This window comes from Mediterraneibacter butyricigenes (assembly GCF_003574295.1).
GTDB classification, from domain to species: Bacteria; Bacillota; Clostridia; order Lachnospirales; family Lachnospiraceae; genus Mediterraneibacter_A; species Mediterraneibacter_A butyricigenes.
The window spans coordinates 1,133,048-1,149,328 of record NZ_BHGK01000001.1 but is presented as its reverse complement, the minus strand read 5'-3'; the positions used below and the strand labels follow the sequence as shown (position 1 = coordinate 1,149,328).

The following is a 16,281-nucleotide window of genomic DNA, read 5'->3' as shown; positions in this document are numbered from 1 at the left end:
TTATTTGCCGAACAAGTCGCTGTGCGACCCGGTGCGGGCAAGCGTCAGCACCAGCACATCATCCTCGATACGGTAAATGAGCAGCCAGTCCGGGAGAATGTGACATTCCCGATGGCCCACCCAATCGCCGGACAAATCGTGATCGCGGTTTTTATCCGGCAGCGGTTCGCCCATCGACAGCAGCGCCACGACCTGTTCCAGCAATTCGATTTTCAGGCCGCGCTTGATTGCCCGCTTGTAGTCCTTTTTGAAAGCGGTCGTGTACTTGACGGTGTACTTTGTTTTCCTCATTTTTTCAGGTCGGCAAACAACTCGTCAAGGTCATTGTATCCCTTTACAGACGGGTCTTTTGCAATCCTTTCCGCTTCCAGCATGGCAGCAACCGTTTCCTTGTTGGGCTGTTCCAGCTTCACCTCAAAGGGAATGCCGCCTTCACGAAGCGACTGGCGCACAAAGATGTTAAACGCCGTAGTCAGGTTCATGCCAAGTTCAGTAAACAGTGCGTCCGCTTGCGCTTTCAAATCTGCGTCCATGCGGATACTGATGTTTGTGGTATTTCCAGCCATACGATCAACCCCTTTCTGCTGGCAATTATAGTATATGCCATTTGCACGAAGAAAACAATACTTTGCACGAATATTTAACAATAAATTCATTCAAGGAGGTTACTGGCTTTATGAAAGAAATCATTTATGAAGAACAATAAGTCTGAACCTATCCCCGTCATGGATTACCGCCAGTACCGCAGAGTGCGGAGGCTAGTGCATGAGTGCTGTAACTACATCGACGGAAACTGTATTGCCCTGGACGATGGGGAGGAATGTGTCTGTGTCCAGTCCATTTCCTATTCCCTGTTGTGCAGGTGGTTTCGGACGGCGGTATTGCCGCAGGATAAGGAACTGGAAACGGCGCTGTTCCACCGGCTGAATGCAAAGAAATGCGCCGTATGTGGGGCGCTGTTTACCCCCGGTTCCAACCGGGCCAAATACTGCCCGGAATGTGCTGCACGCATGAAGCGGATCAACGCCGCAAAGCGCAAGCGGAAACAACGGAAGAAATGTCACGCTTTAGGGGCTGAAAAACCCTTGTAAATCAAGGCTTTTTTTGAGGGTGTCAAAGGCAGGCTGATAGATTTATTCTCCGACCCCTAAAACGGCCTTAAAATGCGTACAGAATCCCAAGAGAAACCCCAAGGAGGAACCCTATGTCAGACAACCGAAAATATTATTACCTGAAACTCAAAGAAAACTATTTTGACGATGATTCCATCGTGCTGCTGGAAAGTATGCAGGATGGTGTGCTGTATTCCAACATTCTGCTCAAGCTGTATCTGAAATCGCTGAAACATGGCGGGCGGCTCCAGCTTGACGAGGACATCCCCTACACGGCGCAGATGATCGCCACCATCACCCGCCAGCAGATCGGCACTGTGGAGAGAGCCTTGCAGATCTTTTTGAAGCTGGGCCTTGTGGAAGTGCTGGACAGCGGCACATTCTACATGAGCAACATCGAACTTTTAATCGGCCAGTCCTCTACCGAGGCTGAACGAAAGCGGGCTGCGAGGCTCCAAAATAAGGCTCTTTCTGCGCCCCGGACAAACGGCGGACATTTGTCCGACATTCGTCCACCAGAGATAGAGATAGAGTTAGAGAAAGAGATAGAGATAAAGAGAGAGATAGAGAAGGGACACCCCGCCCACGCCTATGGCCGTTACCAGAATGTTTTCCTGACGGACGGGGAACTGGCAGACTTACAGGCCAGCTTTCCCACTGTATGGGGCCAGTACATCGAAAAGCTGTCCGAGTACATGGCTTCTACCGGCAAGCGGTATCAGAGCCATGCTGCCACCATCCGGCGCTGGGCCGGTGAGGATGCTAAAAAAACGATCACACCCTCACGCAACCGGGATTACAGCGTAAAGGAGGATGAAACTGTATGATTGAGATTACCGCAGAAATCCGGGCGCTGATCGACAAGGCAGCTGCCAGTGTGGAACTGGCTGAGGACGAGTATATAGATCCGTCAGACGGTCTCATCCACTGTAAGAAATGCGGCGGCCAGAGGCAGACCGTTGTGCCATGCTTTGGGAAACCTGGCTACTTCATGCCCCGCTGTATCTGCCAGTGTCAGCGGGAGGCCGAGGAACGGCGCAAGGCCGCCGAGGAACGGCAGCGCCGCATGGAGCGTATCAAACGCCGGAAGGCCCAGGGCCTGCAAGACCGCTATCTGTACGACTACACCTTTGCCAACGACAACGGCCAAAACCCATTGATGGACAAGGCCCGCGCCTATGTGGAGAACTGGAAGGAGGCATATAAAAACAACACCGGCCTGCTGTTGTTCGGGGATGTGGGAACCGGCAAGTCCTTTTTCGCCGGTTGTATTGCCAACGCCCTGCTTGACCGGGATGTGCCGGTGCTGATGACAAACTTCCCCACCATTCTGAACCGCCTGACCGGGATGTTCTCTGAGGACAGGTCGGAGTTTATTGCCAGCTTTGACGAGTATGACCTGCTTATCATTGACGATTTGGGTGTAGAGCGCAGTACCGAATATGCTATGGAGCAGATGTTTTTCGTCATCGACAGCCGCTATCGCAGCCGTAGACCCATGATTATCACAACAAACTTGAAACTGTCCGAGTTGAAAAACCCACCTGATCTGGCTCACGCCCGTATCTATGACCGTATTCTGGAACGGTGTGCGCCGATTCTCTTTGACGGGAAGAATTTCCGGGAAGAAAATGCCGGTGCTACCCGACAGACAGCAAAAGACATTGTAAACAGTAAGCACGACTGATTTTTTACCGGCGGCACAGACCCGTTCGGAGAAAGGAGCGCCATGAACAAAGAACCCCATGCTATGCAGGTGGCAGACGCCGTTACTGCGTCCAGAGCGCCGGAAAACACGCCAGCGATGGTAAAGAAAATTGGCAAGACAACCTACAAGGTTCATGTCCATTTCAGCCAGACCAGCACAGAAACCATGAGCGATAAAATCAAGCGTATGCTCAAAAATGAAATTCAGCAGATGTGACAGACTGATAAACGAAGCCGCCTTGTGCTAAACTGATAATGGTACGTACCAAAATTTTTGTCAAGGAGGACACGAAAATGCTTTACACAGAAAAAGAGAAGCATGAAATTGAACGAGTAAAGGAGGTCTTTGCGGAACATCTGCGGCAAAGCCCTGATTTTGAACTGCTCTGGTCGGACAAGGTAGGCTATGTCTGGCTGGCGATTGGCGTCAATCCGCTTTATGTGGATACTGGCATTAGGATAGAATCAGCTGCTGATCTCTGCGGCAGGTGTTTGGATGATGTTGCTACGGATGTTTTATATATGACAGGCAACGATCATGCACTGGAGAAAGCCGATCCGCTGGAATTGGCGGAAATCAAGCGGCGCTGGGAGCCATATATCAACCAGCTGCCAGACTATGCGTATCTCTGCAAAGACCTGCTGAACGGAAAAATGTAATCTATCAAACGAGGTGTCAGGAGCCATACGGTGCTTCTGGCACCTTTTTTGTGGATTTTTTGTGAATTTGATTAAAAAGTCCTTGACAATTTGTCTCTGGCAAAACCGCTAAGTCGATTTTGATTTCCTGCGGTGCGCGTCTTGCCGTATTTGATATTGCGGAGCTGCGCGAGGTTACATCCTACGATGAGTTGGAACTGGATACGCTGGGAGACAGAAAAACGGCTCTGTTCCTCATTATGAGTGATACGGATGACAGTTTTAACTTTCTCATTTCCATGTGCTACACCCAGTTATTCAACCTGCTTTGTGAAAAGGCCGATGATGTGTATGGCGGCAGGCTTCCGGTTCATGTGCGCTGTTTGATTGACGAGTGCGCCAACATCGGGCAGATTCCGAAGCTGGAAAAGCTGGTGGCCACCATCCGAAGCCGTGAAATCTCTGCCTGTCTGGTGTTGCAGGCACAGAGCCAGCTCAAGGCAATTTACAAAGATAATGCCGATACCATCATCGGCAATATGGATACTTCCATCTTCCTGGGTGGCAAAGAGCCAACAACGCTGAAAGAGCTGGCGGCTGTTCTGGGAAAGGAGACCATAGACACTTACAACACCGGAGAGAGCCGGGGACGGGAGACCTCCCACTCGCTTAACTATCAGAAATTGGGAAAAGAGCTGATGAGCCAGGACGAGCTGGCAGTTATGGATGGCGGCAAGTGCATCTTGCAGTTGCGCGGTGTGCGTCCGTTTCTTTCAGACAAGTATGACATTACCAGACACCCTAATTTCAAATACACAGCTGATGCAGACAAGCGAAATACCTTTGATATTGAAGCATTTTTGTCTGCCAGACTAAAACTCAAGCCTGATGAGGTCTGCGATGTATATGAAGTAGACACGGAGGGCGTGTAATACGGTTCCGCTGAGAAAGGAGTGATCGTATCTATTTGCCGCAACTGCCTCTGTTGAGGCCATTGGCGTACAAAGCGGGCAATCATCAACAAAATAATGAAAAAGGAGGACAGCCGGAATCATGCCACCGGAAATCGGGCGGCAGATTGTTCCGGCTTTTGTATGCCTATGAAACATGACAAACCTATTTTTTAATCAGATTCCGGCTAACAAACTATATGGCATTTTTTGAACAGGCAATTACCGTTCTTCAGACTCTCGTTATCGCTCTGGGCGCTGGTCTTGGTATCTGGGGTGTCATCAACCTGTTGGAAGGTTACGGCAACGACAACCCTGGCGCCAATGCTCATGTACGGTAGAGAAGCACAAGACATGGATAGCCAGCCCTGCCGCTATTCCGAAGTCAGGGGAACGCAATAGAAAAATTCATAGCTGTATGCTATACTTAATTAGCATTTGAACATATCAAGCTGACACAGCAATCTCTTTGCTTGCTGTTAATGCGCGTCTACCAATAGTCCGCAGAAAGCAAGAGTAGCGTAAAGGTATAAAAATTTCAAACTTCTTTGTAACGAAATTCCGATTTCTCCGTCTAACCTATGAAGCTGAAGGAGGTGATGACAAGTATGGACTATGAAAAGCTCTATAAAGCCTACTATTTACAGGTATACTCGTATACTATTTCTCTTGCCAAAAATCGTGAGATAGCAGAGGAAATCACGCAGAACACATTCTATAAGGCTGTTTCTACAACATCACAATTCAAAGGTAAGTCAGATGAATTGACATGGCTCTGCTCCATAGCAAAAAATCTTTACCATGATGAAATGCGAAGCCGTCAGCGAGTAGCTGATGTGAGCGAAATCAATGACTTGCCATCAAATGAAAATGTTGAGAACTCAGTTGCAGATTCTGACATGGCGTTCCGCATACACCTCGTTCTTCACCGTTTGGAAGAACCATACAAAGAAGTATTTCAGCTTCGCGTATTCGGGGAACTATCTTTTTCACAAATTGCTGCAATTTTTGGAAAAACAGAATCATGGGCGAGAGTTACTTATCATCGTGCAAAGCTAAAAATTCAAGAAAGGATGGATGAAAAGCATGAGTAAACAATGCGATATTGTTCGAGATATTCTTCCGCTGTATGTTGACGGTGCTTGCAGCGAAGCAAGCGCAGAGATGGTAAAAGAGCATTTGAACGCCTGTGCTGACTGTAACGCAATTTATCAGAAATTGCTTTCTCACACGAGCGAAGATGTTCTTCATGAAGAAAGCGAAAGCGTTATTATGCGCCATGAGGCAAAAGAAAAGCAGAGGGGCAGAAAAAAGATAACGATTGCTGTTCTCGTTTCCATCGCTCTTTGTATCATTGCAATTTTCACAGCTCTCTTTCTGTTACCTATAAACATTGCTTATGAGCCTGTCAAAATCGACTTCCCATTTGAGGTTGAAGATGTCGAAAGCGTTGAAATGTACCACTATGACGGAGTGCCTGCATCAGCAGAAAAGAAAGTAGTTGTTGCTGAAAATGATATAAAGACCCTGTATGATAAGTTCAAGGGCTTATCCCTAAAAGACAAAACAACTGAGGAAACTGCCGGAGCAGATGTGACCAGCTTTAGATTTAACCTCTCAGATGGAACAAGCTACGATTTGATTTACGCCTGCTATGGAGTTAAAAACGGCGAATTGAAGTCAAAAGCAGGCGGTTTTAAGTATTTCACAAGTGCGGATATTGGCTCTTATTGGAACAATTTGAATACGGAACTTGAAGCAATTCCTATCAATGAGAGTGAATTGCCGTGAGCAGATAGCAAACCCAGCCGAGCCTGTCAACGGTCAAGATGAACGGCGCAAAAGCGCCGCCGTTGACAGCCCCGCCCGTCTTTGCTGTTCGGTAATCAAGAGGGCGACAGCATAAAATGCTGCCGCCCTCTGCCATTATTCAGAAAGGGGGATTTTCCATGACCGAACACGAAAAGTATCAAGAACATATCCGGCATACACACGATGCCTTTTGCAAGACCGTTATTCGCCACGCTGCCATAGACGCAGCCCGGAGCATACGTAGCCGCCGCAAGCGGGAAATCTCGCTTGAATATCTGATAGACGAAAAACACTATCCATTCAGCACCACAGATAAATACTTTGCGGAGCAAGCTGCCATGAACAGCTATCCGCTTTTCGTCTGTGGTCAGATGGTGCTTTTGGAAAGTCCAGAGCTTGCCGCAGCGCTGTCCGCACTATCACAGATGGAACAGGAAATCATTTTCCTGTACTACTTCCAACGATTGACGCATAGGGAGATTGGACGGAGATATGGACGGGCTGGCAACACAACCGGGCGGCGTATTCAGATGATTTTACGGCAGCTACGGGCAGAGTTGGAGGGCTTGTCCTATGAACCAGCTACTTCCCTATGAAACAATCGTTAAGGCAAGCGAGGGCGACCCGGAAGCTGTTGCCGCCGTTCTATCTCATTATGCCGGATATATCCGCTCCTGTGCGAAAATGGATGGACAGATCAACACAGATATGCAGGAACATATCGTCGGGCGGCTGATAGAAAGTTTGTTGAAGTTCCGCTTTGACCGCTAAACAGAAAAGTTGTATAATTAGAGCCTGACAAATTAAACTTTAATGAGGGTAGAGCAAATGGAACAGATTATCAATTATAGAGACATACCCACAGATAAAAGGATTGACATATTAAATGCTCTTGAGCGAATAGGTTTTTTTCCTGCATACGGCGGTGTGAAAACCATGCAACAAATTATGGAAAAGTCAGTTCCGGGTTCAGGTCCACAATTCTATTTCGTTTTCCGTGAAAATGAGTTGATAGGCTACAATTTTCTCATTGGTGACACTAAGAAATATAAAGCGTTCCCATGGCTTGCTATTAGCAATATGGATGAGCAGAAGTTGACTGTTTGTGAAGAACTGATGAAAATGCAAATTGCCTTTTTTGAAGAACTCGGAATGCAAAAGATAGCAGATCATTGTGTTAGAATTATGGAAGATTACAGAAAAGGAATTGGAAAGCGAAAAGAAAGCGATTGCAGATAAATTCCATTTGAAAAACGGCTAACAATTTAATACCGCCGCTCATCACAGCGGCACATAAGCAGTAAATCTTGAAAAAGGTTTGCTGCTTTTTTTGCGCCCATTTTCAAAAATCTTTGGCAAACTACACCGCCGGATTGTTGTAGGGAGCAGACAGGGAAAATAAAAAAATTTCCGCTGCGTTTGCCAAAACGCACCCTTTTCACCGTTGTAGTGGTGAACAGCGGGCAGAACACGCCGCCGCAATCGCTATATTGGTGGAGCAAGCCAGTATATCCGCAAACCAGAGCCGCCGAGGAAAGCGGCAGCTTTTTAGAGCAAGATTCTACCACGGTGCCAAAATCCGCATATCTGCGGTTTTGCCCCTTTGGTAAATCTTGTTGGGGAGTGCCTTCCCCAAACCCTGCTCATGCGCCCTGTCGGGCGAGAAAGGAGGTCAATGCTTGAAGAAAAAATACAACACGCCCCACCGCAGTCATGTGGTCAAAACTCGCATGACCGAGGAAGAATACGCCGACTTTACCGAGCGGCTGAAACACTATGACATGAGCCAAGCCGAATTTATCCGGCAAGCCATCACACGGGCGACTATTCGCCCCATCGTTACCGTTTCCCCGGTCAATGATGAACTGCTGTCCGCCGTTGGCAGGCTGACCGCTGAATACGGAAAAATCGGCGGCAACCTCAATCAGATCGCCCGCGCCCTCAATGAGTACGGCACACCATATAACGCCCTGTCCGTTGAAGTCCGCACCGCCATTTCTGACCTTGCCGCCTTGAAGTTTGAAGTCTTGCGAAAGGTAGGTGACGCTGTTGGCAACATTCAAACATATCAGCTCTAAAAATGCGGACTATGGCGCAGCCGAGCAGTACCTCACCTTTGAACATGACGAGTTTACCATGAAGCCCACCCTTGATGAAAACGGGCGGCTCATGCTTCGGGAGGACTACCGAATTGCAACGCTGAACTGCGGCGGCGAAGATTTTGCCGTTGCCTGTATGCGCTCCAATCTCCGCTATGGGAAGAACCAGAAGCGGGAAGATGTAAAAAGTCACCACTACATTATCAGCTTTGACCCACGGGACGCAGCGGACAACGGTTTGACCGTAGACCGGGCGCAGATGTTGGGCGAAGAATTTTGCCGGAAACAGTTTCCCGGACACCAAGCCATTGTCTGCACCCACCCGGACGGACACAACCACAGCGGCAATATCCATGTGCATATCGTTATCAATTCCCTGCGGATAGCGGAAGTTCCGTTCCTGCCCTACATGGACAGACCGGCAGACACCCGCGTCGGGTGTAAACACCGCTGCACAGACGCGGCGATGGAATATTTCAAAGCCGAAGTCATGGAACTGTGCCACCGGGAAAACCTCTATCAAATCGACCTTTTGCATGGCAGCAAGAACCGCATTACCGAGCGTGAGTATTGGGCGCAGCGGAAAGGACAGGCAAAGCTGGACGAGAAAGCCGCTGCGCTGCCAGCCGGAGAACAGCCCGCCAAGTCCACAAAGTTTGAAACGGATAAGGAAAAGTTGCGGCAGACCATACGCGCCGCGCTGTCCTCTGCCGCCAGCTATGACGAGTTCGCCGCCGTTCTTTTGCAGCAGGGCGTGACCGTCAAGGAGAGCCGGGGACGGCTATCTTATCTCACGCCGGACAGGACAAAGCCCATTACCGCCCGCAAGCTGGGCGATGATTTTGACCGCACCGCCGTTCTTGCCCTTTTGGAACAGAACGCCCACAGAGCCGCCGAGCAGACCGCAGCCGTACCCGAATACCCCCGCAGCATAAGGGAGCGTTTGCAGGGCAAAAAAGCTGTCCAAACCACCCCGAAAAAGGACAGCATTCAGCGCATGGTTGACCGGGCGGCAAAACGGGCGGAGGGAAAAGGCGTGGGCTATGACCGCTGGGCGGCAGTCCACAATCTGAAACAAATGGCGGCTACCGTTGCCGCCTACGGGCAGTACGGCTATTCGCCGGAGGAACTGGACGCAGCCCTTGTATCTGCCAATGCGGATTTACAGGACAGCACCGCCAAATTGAAAGCTCTGGACGCTGCTATCCGGGAGAAAAAAGAGCTTCAGACACAAGTGCTTGCCTATGTTAAAACTAAGCCTGCCCGTGACGGTTTGAAAGTGCAGAAAACAGAGAAAGCCCGCATTACCTACCGGGAGCGGCACGAAAGCGATTTTATTATAGCGGACGCTGCCGCCCGTTATTTCCGGGCGCATGGCGTTTCCAAGCTGCCAAGTTATAAAGCCCTGCAAGCGGAAATTGAGCAGCTTACCGCCGAAAAGAACGCCCATTACAACGAATACCGAGAGAAAAAAGCCCGTGTCAGGGAGCTGCATACCGTGAAAAGCAATCTTTCTCAAATCCTGAAAGGCGAGAAAGACAGAGAGAAAAAGCACGAACAGGAGCGTTAAAAACCGCCCCGAAACGATACCAAAACGGGGATATGCCCTGCACCCTATCCGCAATACTGCCCACCCTTGAAACTGGGCGTACAGCGCAGGAAATCCCCGAAAATGATACCGAGAAACTACATTTTTACCGTCCTATCCGCTTATACCAGCGGAAACGGCAGGAAGGAGCGAGAAATGCCGCGCATGAGCAAAAAGCGGCGGTTGGAATGGAGCTTTTTCCTCAACCACCGAAACCGTATCACCTACAATGACCTTTGCCGGGGCTGCACACACGGCTGCAAGCAGAGCTTCCGGGCGATTATCGTCCTCTGCCCCCGGTATTTCTCTAAGAGATGGAAACACAGGGAGGACATCGCCAATGGCAGATAACCGCAAATATTACTACCTCAAACTGAAAGAAAACTTCTTCGACAGCGATTCCGTTGTGCTGTTGGAGGACATGAAAGACGGGATTTTGTATTCCAATATTCTCTTGAAGCTGTACTTAAAATCGCTGAAAAATGGCGGCAGATTACAGCTTGACGAGCATATCCCCTATACCGCCCAGATGATAGCCACGCTGACCCGTCACCAAATCGGGACGGTGGAACGGGCATTATCCATCTTCCAGCAGTTAGGGCTTGTGGAGCAGCTTGACTGCGGGCTGCTCTATATGACCGACATTGAGCTGATGATCGGTCAATCCTCTACCGAAGCGGAACGGAAACGAGCCGCAAGGCTTGAAAATAAGGCACTTTTGCCGCCGCGGACAAATGGCGGACATTTGTCCGACATTCGTCCACCAGAGATAGAGATAAAGAAAGAGATAGATATAGAGTTAGAAAAAGAGGGAGAGTTAAAGGGACAAGCCCCCGCCCGCAGCTACGGCAGATATGAGAATGTATTTCTGACCGATACGGAGCTTTCCGAACTGCAAGCGGAGCTGCCCGAAAAATGGGCGTACTACATTGAGCGTCTTTCCGGCTATATCGCGTCCACGGGCAAGAAATATAAAAACCACGCCGCCACTATCCGCAGATGGGCGGCAGACGATACCGCAAAGGCTGCCCCGAAACAGGGCATACCCGAATACACCTGCAAGGAGGGCGAGAGCTTATGAGTAATCTGTTTACGGAACGAGTTTTGAATACGGCGGCTGATACCCCGCAGCCGGAGGACTACACGGGCGAGGACGGGCTGCTTTACTGCGGCAAGTGCCACACACCGAAAGAAGCCTACTTCCCGGAAAAGCAAGCCGCCCTGTTTGGGCGTGACCGCCACCCGGCAGAATGTAACTGCCAGAAAGCCCAGCGTTTGGAACGTGAAGCCGCCGAGCAGCGCAGAAAACACCTTGATACCGTGGAGGACTTGAAACGCGGGGGATTTACCAATCCCACCATGCAGGAATGGACTTTTGCCAATGACAACGGGAAATGCCCGCAAATGGAGATTGCACACTTCTATGTGGAGCATTGGGAAACCATGCGCGAGGAAAATATCGGCTATCTGCTATGGGGCAAAGTCGGCACAGGGAAAAGCTATTTTGCCGGGTGTATCGCTAATGCTCTCATGGAGCAGGAAGTCGCTGTCCGCATGACGAATTTTTCTGCGATTTTGAATGACCTGACCGCCAGCTTTGAGGGGCGCAACGAGTATATCGAGCGTCTTTGCCGTTTCCCTCTGCTTATCATTGATGATTTTGGAATGGAGCGCGGCACAGAGTACGGTTTAGAACAGGTCTACAATGTGATTGACAGCCGCTACCGCAGCCGCAAGCCCCTAATCGTCACCACCAATCTGACATTGGACAGCCTGCAAAATCCGCTGGACACCGCTCATGCCCGGATTTATGACCGCCTTTTGGAAATGTGCGCCCCTATCCTCTTTACAGGCGAGAACTTCCGCCGTGAAACGGCGCAAGCCAAGCTGAACAGGCTGAAAGAATTGATGAGATGAAAGGAGTTGCCTATGGCAGAGAACAAGCAGAACACCACCCCGGAACGCCGCCCGGACTGCGTGACAGAGATCCGCATGGGCAACACCGTCCTTGTCGTTTCCGGCTTTTTCAAAAAAGATACCACCGACACCGCAGCCGATAAGATGATGAAAGTGCTGGAGGCGGAAGCCGCCGCAGGACACAAAGCCCAGCTTTCGACTTAACGCTACAAGCCGCACAGAAAAAATCATCATTTTACCGGGCGGTAAAGAAGCAGAAGCCGCTATACAGACAGCCGCCCCATGTGGTATAATCGAAATACGGAATAGTGGGGCTGGCTGTCGGAAACGGAGGATTTTATGTTAAGACAGACCACCCAGAAAATCACTGCCCTTTATCCAAGACTATCCCATGAGGACGAGCTGCAAGGCGAAAGCAATTCCATTTCCAACCAGAAGCGTATTCTTGAAACCTACGCAAAGCAGAACGGTTTTTCCAATCTACGCTGGTACACGGACGATGGCTATTCTGGTGCGAACTTCCAAAGACCGGGCTTTCAATCCATGCTTGCGGACATTGAAGCCGGGAAAGTGGCTACCGTTATCGTAAAGGATATGTCACGGTTAGGGCGAAACTACTTGCAGGTGGGAATGTATACCGAGATGATTTTCCCACAAAAAGGCGTCCGCTTTATCGCCATCAACGATGGAGTGGACAGCGCACAGGGCGATAATGATTTTGCCCCTCTGCGGAACATTTTCAACGAATGGCTGGTGAGAGATACGAGCAAGAAAATCAAAGCTGTAAAACGGTCAAAAGGCATGAGCGGCAAGCCTGTTACGAGCAAACCCGTGTACGGCTACCTCATGGACGAGGACGAAAACTTCATCATTGACGAGGAAGCCGCGCCCGTAGTCAAGCAGATATACCGTCTGTGCCTTGCCGGGAACGGCCCGACCAAGATAGCCCGTATGCTGACCGAACAGGAAATCCCAACGCCGGGAACGCTGGAATACCGCAGGACGGGCAGCACCCGCCGCTATCACCCCGGCTATGAATGCAAATGGGCGACAAATACCGTGGTGCATATCCTTGAAAACCGGGAGTACATGGGCTGTCTGGTGAACTTCAAGACGGAGAAACCGTCCTACAAGACCAAGCACAGCGTAGAAAATCCCATTGAGAAACAGGCAATTTTCGAGAACCACCATGAGCCTATCATCGACACCCAGACATGGGAGCGTGTGCAGGAATTACGCAAACAGCGCAAGCGTCCAAACCGCTATGATGAAGTGGGCTTATTCTCTGGTATGCTCTTTTGCGCGGACTGCGGCAGCGTCATGTATCAGCAGCGCTACCAGACCGATAAGCGGAAACAGGATTGCTATATCTGCGGGAACTACAAGAAGCGTACCCGTGACTGCACCGCGCATTTTATCCGCACCGACCTTTTGACTGCGGGCGTTCTCTCCAATCTGCGAAAAGTGACGAGCTATGCGGCAAAGCATGAAGCCCGGTTTATGAAGCTGCTGATCGAGCAGAACGAGGACGGCGGCAAACGCCGGAACGCCGCCAAGAAAAAGGAGTTGGAAGCCGCTGAAAAGCGTATCAGCGAGCTTTCCGCCATTTTCAAGCGGTTGTATGAGGACAGCGTAAGCGGTCGCATTTCTGACGAGCGTTTCACAGAGCTTTCGGCAGACTACGAAGCCGAACAGCAGGAATTGAAAGAGCGTGTTGCCAGAATACAGGCGGAGCTTTCTAAAGCGCAGGAAGCCACCGTAAACGCAGAAAAGTTTATGAACATTGTCCGCAAGCACATGAACTTTGAGGAACTGACCCACACCCTCTTGCGTGAGTTTGTAGAGAAAATCGTTGTGCATGAGTGCAGCTACGATGAAAACGGCACACGCAGACAGGACATTGAGATTTACTATTCTTTCGTTGGCAAGGTGGACTTGCCCGAATGACCGCCCGCCCTATCCGATACCAAAGGCAAGTATCGGATAGGAACGGCAAAATTTTTTACACTTCTATTACTTCTTTATCACACATAAGCAAAGTCTCAGGGAATGAAGCAGTTCATGGCTAATTAAAGGGAACAAAAAGAAAGGAAAAGCCAATCCAGACGGTATCAGCGGCAGGCTACAAGAATAAATTGTGATTTCACAAGATTGGTGCTATAATAAGAGAAAAGTTCCTGCCGGGGCAGCCGCTCCGGTGGTATGGATAGAAAGGCAGGAAAACAATATGCACATCAGCTATAAACCACTCTGGCACACACTGTTAGAGCGTGATATGAGAAAAGAGGATTTAAGGCTTGCCGCTGGTATGACAACAAATATGATTGCCAACATGAGCAAAGAGGGAAAGCACATCAGCATGGATACATTAGCCCGTATCTGCGAAACGCTGAATTGTGAGATTACCGATGTGATTGAGTTAGTACCAGACGAGCCTGCTTCCACAGGAGGTAAGGAACATGAGCGAATTGAAACCAAGAATAAAAGAAAACGGAATTGATTATATCCTTGTTGGAGATTACTACATCCCGGACTTGAAGTTGCCGGAGGAACACCGCCCCATCGGAAAGTACGGACGGATGCACCGGGAATATTTAAGAGAAGTCTGCCCAGCCAGATTACACACATTGACCCTGACCGGGGAATTGTGGACATATCTTGCAGACCTGAACGAACAGGCACAGAAACGGTTAGACACCATCATGGAGCAGATGAAAGCTGCCGAGGGCGTGACCGAGGAATTGAAGCGTACCCGTCAAATGGAATGGGTGCAGCGTTGCAATAACATTCACAACCGGGCAGAAGAAATTGTTTTACATGAGATGATTTATTCATAACGGTATGGTAGAATGATTATTACAAATTAGAAGTTGTAAAGGAGACTTTGTATGGGTAGAAAAGAAATAACAACAAAAGAAGATTTAATGAAAGTAATAGAATTATTCGAAAATACTGGAATTACATACTGGTTGGATGGCGGATGGGGTGTAGATATTTTAGCTGGTAAACAAACAAGAATTCATAGAGATATAGATATAAATTTTGATGCTCAACATACGGAAAAATTGTTAAATGTGCTTTTGAATCTGGGCTATAAAATTGATACAGACTGGAAACCGGTTAGAATAGAGTTATATAGTGATGAACTTGGTTACTTAGACATTCACCCGTTCGTTTTAAGTGAGGACGGAACTTCAAAACAAGCTGATTTAGAGGGTGGCTGGTATGAGTTTGAAAAAGATTACTTTGGTAGTGCTTTTTTTGAAGGAAAAACAATTCCTTGTATATCCTTAAAAGGCCAAAGAGTTTTCCATTCAGGTTATGAATTAAGAGATAAAGATAAGCATGATATTTCAATTCTTGAAAGTTTATCAAAATAACATTGCTGTAATTTCTAAGATAAATTCCACTTTATCGCTTTGAAATTTTAACTGAATAAGTATAGCACCAACCGCTGCTACATGGAAGCAAACACAACCATGCAACAGCGGTTTTTCTTTACCGTTTTTTCCTTTGACTGATAGGAGTTCCTGTTTTCTTTGATTTTTGTAGAATCCGAATGAGCCAGCGAAATTCTTCGTCTGACAGATTTTTATAGTTGATGCCGAGCTGCTTGCAGTAAAGGACAACCAGCTTTTCATCCCGACTGCCCTTGAAATTTTCAACCGCTTCCAAATTTTCTTTCAATTCATCGGCAACGGTGGTCTGGGGCGCACTCTCGCTGTCCTTTTTGTGGGCTTCCCGAATATCCCGGATAATGAGATTGAGGTCATCAAGAACCATGTGGCTGAAATATTCATCATCGCTGATATGGGCGGCTTGCAGCACTTTCAAATGCGGGTCGTCTTCGCCGGGGCGATACCGTTCAATGATTTCATGCCGGACAGTATCGACAAGGGCGTTGAGGTTTTGAATCTGCATGGTGGCAATCCCATCTACATAAATCTCAATGTCCGCAAGAAACTTGATAAAGTCCTTATGAGTGGCAAGCTCACAGAGCAGACGGTTGTTAATCCGACCGCCTTTCAGAAGTGCCACCATCTCATCATTCAAATGCAGCTCTGTTAGTGGCGTGTTGATCTGCTCCCGGTTCTCTGTCCGGCACAGCAGATAATCAACGGAAACCCCATAGAAGTCTGCCAGCGTGATAAGGTTGCCATGATTGATTTCCTTATAATCCTCTTTTTCATAACTGCCAAGAGCTGATTTGGAAATGCCCGTCAGCTCTGATAATTCTTCCAGATTTAAGCCTTTGTCCTTGCGGAGTTCCCAAAGGCGTTCCTGTATGCTTGTCGCTCCTTTCATGGGCGCACGCTCCTTTCCGGCGGTTTCATTACTGCCGCTTAACTGGATTATATCATACTTTCCGCAATCGTGGAAATTTCTGATTTTTACCCTTAATTCCTACTTTGTGGACATACGGCACAGGGCACAAAAATGTTCTATGATACAGGTAG

At 48.7% G+C, this 16,281-nt stretch carries 25 protein-coding genes and 1 pseudogene; 22 read left to right on the top strand and 4 right to left on the bottom strand.

Translation table 11 applies throughout. From position 1 onward, the window contains the following. Both KGMB01110_RS05490 and KGMB01110_RS05485 read right to left on the bottom strand, forming a co-directional pair. Positions 1-291 (bottom strand): type II toxin-antitoxin system YafQ family toxin, encoded by a 291-nt coding sequence (locus KGMB01110_RS05490; RefSeq protein ID WP_003509355.1) that lies wholly within the window; start codon positions 289-291, stop codon positions 1-3. Then, positions 288-566 carry a type II toxin-antitoxin system RelB/DinJ family antitoxin gene (locus tag KGMB01110_RS05485; RefSeq protein ID WP_117505406.1) on the bottom strand — a complete coding sequence of 93 codons (279 nt, stop codon included), beginning with the start codon at positions 564-566 and terminating at the stop codon, positions 288-290. Before KGMB01110_RS05485 ends, KGMB01110_RS05490 begins: the two co-directional genes overlap by 4 nt. A 126-nt stretch (positions 567-692) precedes the next feature. On the opposite strand from KGMB01110_RS05485, the gene KGMB01110_RS05480 reads away from it, so the two are divergent. The 12 genes and pseudogenes from KGMB01110_RS05480 to KGMB01110_RS05425 all read left to right on the top strand — a co-directional run bounded on the left by KGMB01110_RS05480 (position 693) and on the right by KGMB01110_RS05425 (position 7,459). Further along, a complete protein-coding gene (locus KGMB01110_RS05480) occupies positions 693-1,091 on the top strand; it encodes a cysteine-rich VLP domain-containing protein (protein WP_117505404.1) in 399 nt (132 codons plus the stop codon). A 113-nt stretch (positions 1,092-1,204) separates the two neighbouring features. Continuing rightward, positions 1,205-1,939, top strand: a complete 735-nt coding sequence (locus KGMB01110_RS05475; RefSeq protein WP_015528455.1) for a phage replisome organizer N-terminal domain-containing protein — start codon at positions 1,205-1,207, stop codon at positions 1,937-1,939. Beyond that, on the top strand, positions 1,936-2,799 hold the full coding sequence (locus tag KGMB01110_RS05470) for an ATP-binding protein (RefSeq protein WP_117531885.1): 864 nt from the start codon (positions 1,936-1,938) through the stop codon (positions 2,797-2,799). The genes KGMB01110_RS05475 and KGMB01110_RS05470 overlap by 4 nt, the downstream gene beginning before the upstream one ends. Before the next feature lie 63 nt (positions 2,800-2,862). Beyond that, entirely contained in the window at positions 2,863-3,036 is a 174-nt protein-coding gene (locus tag KGMB01110_RS05465; protein ID WP_425463782.1) for a transposon-encoded TnpW family protein, read from the top strand. Between the two features lie 35 nt (positions 3,037-3,071). Then, positions 3,072-3,479: a hypothetical protein gene (locus tag KGMB01110_RS05460; protein WP_425463781.1), complete on the top strand. Its 408-nt coding sequence runs from the start codon at positions 3,072-3,074 to the stop codon at positions 3,477-3,479. An 86-nt stretch (positions 3,480-3,565) separates the two neighbouring features. Next, positions 3,566-4,390 (top strand): annotated as a pseudogene (locus KGMB01110_RS05455) (VirD4-like conjugal transfer protein, CD1115 family); the annotation flags it as partial. Positions 4,391-4,608: 218 nt separating this feature from the next. Further along, positions 4,609-4,749: a Maff2 family mobile element protein gene (locus KGMB01110_RS05450; protein WP_007037419.1), complete on the top strand. Its 141-nt coding sequence runs from the start codon at positions 4,609-4,611 to the stop codon at positions 4,747-4,749. Positions 4,750-5,016: 267 nt separating this feature from the next. Beyond that, positions 5,017-5,502, top strand: a complete 486-nt coding sequence (locus tag KGMB01110_RS05445) for an RNA polymerase sigma factor (protein WP_008818014.1) — start codon at positions 5,017-5,019, stop codon at positions 5,500-5,502. Next, positions 5,495-6,199 (top strand): zf-HC2 domain-containing protein, encoded by a 705-nt coding sequence (locus KGMB01110_RS05440; RefSeq protein WP_117567909.1) that lies wholly within the window; start codon positions 5,495-5,497, stop codon positions 6,197-6,199. The genes KGMB01110_RS05445 and KGMB01110_RS05440 overlap by 8 nt, the downstream gene beginning before the upstream one ends. A gap of 158 nt (positions 6,200-6,357) precedes the next feature. Further along, positions 6,358-6,816 (top strand): RNA polymerase sigma factor, encoded by a 459-nt coding sequence (locus KGMB01110_RS05435; RefSeq protein WP_456299263.1) that lies wholly within the window; start codon positions 6,358-6,360, stop codon positions 6,814-6,816. Continuing rightward, positions 6,794-6,991 carry a helix-turn-helix domain-containing protein gene (locus KGMB01110_RS05430; protein ID WP_004853580.1) on the top strand — a complete coding sequence of 66 codons (198 nt, stop codon included), beginning with the start codon at positions 6,794-6,796 and terminating at the stop codon, positions 6,989-6,991. Before KGMB01110_RS05435 ends, KGMB01110_RS05430 begins: the two co-directional genes overlap by 23 nt. Positions 6,992-7,048: 57 nt before the next feature. Continuing rightward, positions 7,049-7,459 (top strand): hypothetical protein, encoded by a 411-nt coding sequence (locus KGMB01110_RS05425; RefSeq protein WP_330508042.1) that lies wholly within the window; start codon positions 7,049-7,051, stop codon positions 7,457-7,459. A gap of 26 nt (positions 7,460-7,485) precedes the next feature. On the opposite strand, the gene KGMB01110_RS05420 is transcribed toward KGMB01110_RS05425, so the two are convergent. Then, positions 7,486-7,788 (bottom strand): hypothetical protein, encoded by a 303-nt coding sequence (locus KGMB01110_RS05420; RefSeq protein ID WP_243112684.1) that lies wholly within the window; start codon positions 7,786-7,788, stop codon positions 7,486-7,488. Between the two features lie 111 nt (positions 7,789-7,899). Here KGMB01110_RS05420 and KGMB01110_RS05415 point away from each other — a divergent pair, with 111 nt between their 5' ends. The 10 genes from KGMB01110_RS05415 (at position 7,900) to KGMB01110_RS05370 (ending at position 15,204) form a co-directional block, all read left to right on the top strand. Next, positions 7,900-8,298 (top strand): plasmid mobilization protein, encoded by a 399-nt coding sequence (locus KGMB01110_RS05415; protein WP_173686128.1) that lies wholly within the window; start codon positions 7,900-7,902, stop codon positions 8,296-8,298. Continuing rightward, positions 8,270-9,889, top strand: coding sequence for a relaxase/mobilization nuclease domain-containing protein (locus KGMB01110_RS05410; RefSeq protein WP_170141691.1), 1,620 nt, complete (start codon positions 8,270-8,272; stop codon positions 9,887-9,889). Before KGMB01110_RS05415 ends, KGMB01110_RS05410 begins: the two co-directional genes overlap by 29 nt. A gap of 174 nt (positions 9,890-10,063) precedes the next feature. Beyond that, on the top strand, positions 10,064-10,258 hold the full coding sequence (locus KGMB01110_RS05405; protein ID WP_119299094.1) for a hypothetical protein: 195 nt from the start codon (positions 10,064-10,066) through the stop codon (positions 10,256-10,258). After that, complete coding sequence (locus tag KGMB01110_RS05400; protein ID WP_119297781.1) at positions 10,248-10,988, top strand: phage replisome organizer N-terminal domain-containing protein; 741 nt, start codon at positions 10,248-10,250, stop codon at positions 10,986-10,988. The genes KGMB01110_RS05405 and KGMB01110_RS05400 overlap by 11 nt, the downstream gene beginning before the upstream one ends. Then, positions 10,985-11,824, top strand: coding sequence for an ATP-binding protein (locus KGMB01110_RS05395; RefSeq protein WP_055163305.1), 840 nt, complete (start codon positions 10,985-10,987; stop codon positions 11,822-11,824). The genes KGMB01110_RS05400 and KGMB01110_RS05395 overlap by 4 nt, the downstream gene beginning before the upstream one ends. A gap of 12 nt (positions 11,825-11,836) precedes the next feature. After that, complete coding sequence (locus KGMB01110_RS05390; RefSeq protein WP_055163306.1) at positions 11,837-12,028, top strand: transposon-encoded TnpW family protein; 192 nt, start codon at positions 11,837-11,839, stop codon at positions 12,026-12,028. Between the two features lie 135 nt (positions 12,029-12,163). Next, a complete protein-coding gene (locus KGMB01110_RS05385) occupies positions 12,164-13,771 on the top strand; it encodes a recombinase family protein (RefSeq protein WP_119297780.1) in 1,608 nt (535 codons plus the stop codon). A 280-nt stretch (positions 13,772-14,051) separates the two neighbouring features. After that, the gene (locus tag KGMB01110_RS05380; protein WP_002584334.1) at positions 14,052-14,324 is read left to right on the top strand and encodes a helix-turn-helix domain-containing protein; all 273 of its coding nucleotides are present in this window, start codon (positions 14,052-14,054) and stop codon (positions 14,322-14,324) included. After that, entirely contained in the window at positions 14,284-14,661 is a 378-nt protein-coding gene (locus tag KGMB01110_RS05375) for a TnpV protein (protein WP_002584333.1), read from the top strand. The genes KGMB01110_RS05380 and KGMB01110_RS05375 overlap by 41 nt, the downstream gene beginning before the upstream one ends. Positions 14,662-14,712: 51 nt before the next feature. Then, the gene (locus KGMB01110_RS05370; protein WP_002584332.1) at positions 14,713-15,204 is read left to right on the top strand and encodes a nucleotidyltransferase domain-containing protein; all 492 of its coding nucleotides are present in this window, start codon (positions 14,713-14,715) and stop codon (positions 15,202-15,204) included. Positions 15,205-15,322: 118 nt separating this feature from the next. Here KGMB01110_RS05370 and KGMB01110_RS05365 read toward each other — a convergent pair whose 3' ends face one another. Further along, positions 15,323-16,129: a helix-turn-helix domain-containing protein gene (locus tag KGMB01110_RS05365; protein WP_002584331.1), complete on the bottom strand. Its 807-nt coding sequence runs from the start codon at positions 16,127-16,129 to the stop codon at positions 15,323-15,325. Positions 16,130-16,281 lie beyond the last annotated feature (152 nt).

Excerpts from the sequence above, each read along its gene's own strand:
- KGMB01110_RS05485 (WP_117505406.1), bottom strand. The coding sequence starts at position 566 with ATGGCTGGAAATACCACAAACATCAGTATCCGCATGGACGCAGATTTG.
- KGMB01110_RS05445 (WP_008818014.1), top strand. The coding sequence starts at position 5,017 with ATGGACTATGAAAAGCTCTATAAAGCCTACTATTTACAGGTATACTCG.
- KGMB01110_RS05380 (WP_002584334.1), top strand. The coding sequence starts at position 14,052 with ATGCACATCAGCTATAAACCACTCTGGCACACACTGTTAGAGCGTGAT.
- KGMB01110_RS05430 (WP_004853580.1), top strand. The coding sequence starts at position 6,794 with ATGAACCAGCTACTTCCCTATGAAACAATCGTTAAGGCAAGCGAGGGC.
- KGMB01110_RS05405 (WP_119299094.1), top strand. The coding sequence starts at position 10,064 with ATGCCGCGCATGAGCAAAAAGCGGCGGTTGGAATGGAGCTTTTTCCTC.
- KGMB01110_RS05470 (WP_117531885.1), top strand. The coding sequence starts at position 1,936 with ATGATTGAGATTACCGCAGAAATCCGGGCGCTGATCGACAAGGCAGCT.
- KGMB01110_RS05370 (WP_002584332.1), top strand. The coding sequence starts at position 14,713 with ATGGGTAGAAAAGAAATAACAACAAAAGAAGATTTAATGAAAGTAATA.
- KGMB01110_RS05425 (WP_330508042.1), top strand. The coding sequence starts at position 7,049 with ATGGAACAGATTATCAATTATAGAGACATACCCACAGATAAAAGGATT.
- KGMB01110_RS05480 (WP_117505404.1), top strand. The coding sequence starts at position 693 with ATGAAGAACAATAAGTCTGAACCTATCCCCGTCATGGATTACCGCCAG.
- KGMB01110_RS05400 (WP_119297781.1), top strand. The coding sequence starts at position 10,248 with ATGGCAGATAACCGCAAATATTACTACCTCAAACTGAAAGAAAACTTC.
- KGMB01110_RS05375 (WP_002584333.1), top strand. The coding sequence starts at position 14,284 with ATGAGCGAATTGAAACCAAGAATAAAAGAAAACGGAATTGATTATATC.
- KGMB01110_RS05450 (WP_007037419.1), top strand. The coding sequence starts at position 4,609 with ATGGCATTTTTTGAACAGGCAATTACCGTTCTTCAGACTCTCGTTATC.
- KGMB01110_RS05365 (WP_002584331.1), bottom strand. The coding sequence starts at position 16,129 with ATGAAAGGAGCGACAAGCATACAGGAACGCCTTTGGGAACTCCGCAAG.
- KGMB01110_RS05465 (WP_425463782.1), top strand. The coding sequence starts at position 2,863 with ATGCAGGTGGCAGACGCCGTTACTGCGTCCAGAGCGCCGGAAAACACG.
- KGMB01110_RS05490 (WP_003509355.1), bottom strand. The coding sequence starts at position 291 with ATGAGGAAAACAAAGTACACCGTCAAGTACACGACCGCTTTCAAAAAG.
- KGMB01110_RS05440 (WP_117567909.1), top strand. The coding sequence starts at position 5,495 with ATGAGTAAACAATGCGATATTGTTCGAGATATTCTTCCGCTGTATGTT.
- KGMB01110_RS05395 (WP_055163305.1), top strand. The coding sequence starts at position 10,985 with ATGAGTAATCTGTTTACGGAACGAGTTTTGAATACGGCGGCTGATACC.
- KGMB01110_RS05475 (WP_015528455.1), top strand. The coding sequence starts at position 1,205 with ATGTCAGACAACCGAAAATATTATTACCTGAAACTCAAAGAAAACTAT.
- KGMB01110_RS05385 (WP_119297780.1), top strand. The coding sequence starts at position 12,164 with ATGTTAAGACAGACCACCCAGAAAATCACTGCCCTTTATCCAAGACTA.
- KGMB01110_RS05435 (WP_456299263.1), top strand. The coding sequence starts at position 6,358 with ATGACCGAACACGAAAAGTATCAAGAACATATCCGGCATACACACGAT.
- KGMB01110_RS05390 (WP_055163306.1), top strand. The coding sequence starts at position 11,837 with ATGGCAGAGAACAAGCAGAACACCACCCCGGAACGCCGCCCGGACTGC.